The organism is Psychrobacter sp. 219-2-C (assembly GCF_049560815.1).
GTDB lineage: Bacteria > Pseudomonadota > Gammaproteobacteria > Pseudomonadales > Moraxellaceae > Psychrobacter > Psychrobacter faecalis.
Genome location: NZ_CP186932.1, coordinates 1 through 2147, shown reverse-complemented (window position 1 = coordinate 2147; position 2147 = coordinate 1). Strand labels below are relative to the sequence as shown.

Annotated in this window: 3 protein-coding genes; all 3 read left to right on the top strand. The window is 41.2% G+C overall.

Going from position 1 to position 2147, the window contains the following annotated elements:
* Positions 1–92 precede the first annotated feature (92 nt).
* Positions 93–1289 carry a protein rep gene (locus ACPEGP_RS00015; RefSeq protein WP_423812882.1) on the top strand — a complete coding sequence of 399 codons (1197 nt, stop codon included), beginning with the start codon at positions 93–95 and terminating at the stop codon, positions 1287–1289.
* 371 nt (positions 1290–1660) lie between these two features.
* A complete protein-coding gene (locus ACPEGP_RS00010; RefSeq protein ID WP_288998678.1) occupies positions 1661–1924 on the top strand; it encodes a hypothetical protein in 264 nt (87 codons plus the stop codon).
* Positions 1924–2124 carry a hypothetical protein gene (locus ACPEGP_RS00005; RefSeq protein ID WP_423812881.1) on the top strand — a complete coding sequence of 67 codons (201 nt, stop codon included), beginning with the start codon at positions 1924–1926 and terminating at the stop codon, positions 2122–2124. The genes ACPEGP_RS00010 and ACPEGP_RS00005 overlap by 1 nt, the downstream gene beginning before the upstream one ends.
* Positions 2125–2147 lie beyond the last annotated feature (23 nt).

Sequence of the window (2147 nt, the reverse complement as noted above, 5' to 3'; positions counted from 1 at the left end):
AGGGGTTTACATCTGCACATTAAACGTAACTTCATCACACGTAACATTGTGACGTTGTGACTTCATTACATGTAACGTGGGAACATTATAACATGGTTACCAGCATTCAAAATAGTGAAAAAGGCTCGTCCCTTGGTACTATGACGAAATGTCAGTCCAACCCTGATTTTAAAGGGCTGCGGGAAAATGCAGCGCGTCGCGCCGAAAAATATGCTTTGCAAAATCATTCTGGCAAACTGCTCCCCCAGGAGCGAGTTTGCAAATGCTTAAAAATGCGCATAACCAAAGAAAAAGACGTTGGTATCCGTTATAACGAAACCCGTTCTACTGCTCATTATGATAATTTGCAGCGTTGCGGTAGCATTTGGATATGTCCAGTATGCGCAGCACAAATTAGCGAAGGCAGAAGGCAGGAATTAAAAGCAGGTATCTCAAAATGGACTACCGAAGGTGGTTCGGTCTATTTGCTTACTCTCACAAATCCTCATCACTATGGCGATAATTTGGATCAGCTCCTCACTGGTCAACAAAAAGCAATCAAGTATCTATGGGGTGACCGTAAAACCAAAGAGCGATTTGCCCTATTGGGTAAGGTCGGGCATATCATCACAACTGAAGTTACCAACGGCAAAAACGGTTGGCACCCTCACTATCATATTTTGTTATTCTTCAAAAATGCTGTAGATATTAAAGCTCTAAGGCTCTTTATCGCCTTCGAGTGGCAAAACTGCTGTAGAAAATCAGGTCTTAAAATACCTAGCGTCGAGCATGGCTGCGATTTACAAGATGGTACGTATGCTGATAAATACGTTAGCAAATGGGGTCTTGAAGATGAAATGACCAAAGGACATACCAAAAGAGGTCGTGAAGGCAGTTCTACGCCTTGGGACTTACTTAGGTTATCCGAAGATGGTTGTGAACGCTCAGGACGGCTATTTCAGCAGTATGCTAGTGCATTTAAGGGTAAGCGTCAGCTTCACTGGTCGCGTGGTCTAAAAGCATTGCTATTAGTCGAAGAAACGACAGACGAAGAATTGGCTACTGAAACAGAAAAAGACAGTATCGAAGTTAGAACATTAGACCGCGATTTATTCAAATTAGTTATTAAGTATAAGCTACGCGCTAGTGTGCTTCGTGCGGTAGAGCTTGAAATGACCGACGGTTATTCGCGTGTTGATGATTTGATTATGGAAGCTGCCATAAGAGAGTCAAAAGAAAATATTGCTCAGTTGATGAAAGATGAAGAATTTATAAGCCTGCGACACCAAGCCCTAGCGTTAGCGTCCTAGCAGTTCTTAACGAGAAGGAAGAGGAGGCAACGACGATTGACGACGAGGTAGAACAAGCTAGATTCATCTAACCCTAAATGCTTAAGGCACGCTTAGACGTTTCTCACTTCGTGAAGAAACTGCGTGCAAAATCTTAATGGCTCATGCCGAAGTGCTAATAGTCTATTAGCACAATCCCCTTTGCCCTCCAGTTAACATCTTTTTGAATAGAAAAACTTCTTAGTTTGTTGGCACAGCCTGAAGCGCGCACAGCGTCTTTTCGCTGTGGGCAAGCGTTAAGGCATTGGAAAATCTATCTATGCGCTATAGCTTTACTTGTAGTGTTTTATAGGTTACCATCAGTTATACTAGGTTACCAAAAAGGCTGTGACATGACTGAACGTATTAGAATAAACCTAAGTGTTGATAAAGAAATGAATGACTTGTTAACAGAATTAGCGGAGCTTACTGGTCGCCCTAAGACAACCATTGTTAAAGACTTTCTCGACAATATGCAACCTGCTATGGAAATGACTAGGGACGGATTAAAGGCTCTTAAAGACAATAAGAGTATTAGCCCTGCTTTGCAAAATATGATTAACCTTGTCGAAGATGGTATGAAAGAAATGAATGAATTTAATCAGGAAGTGAAGTAATGAAAGTTGAGCAAGCAAATATAAATCTATCGCTTTCGCCTGACGTTGTAAGCCTACTTCAAATTGCTGTAGGTCACCTAGCTGTAAGCATTGATAATGGCAGCTTTGAGGTAGGTACTAAGGTTCAGCAAAAGGCTGTATTAGATAATCTCGAAGGTTTGCATTATCAAATGGAACATATTCTAAGTAATTTTTCTTAGACAATAAAAAACCCCTGCTAAGG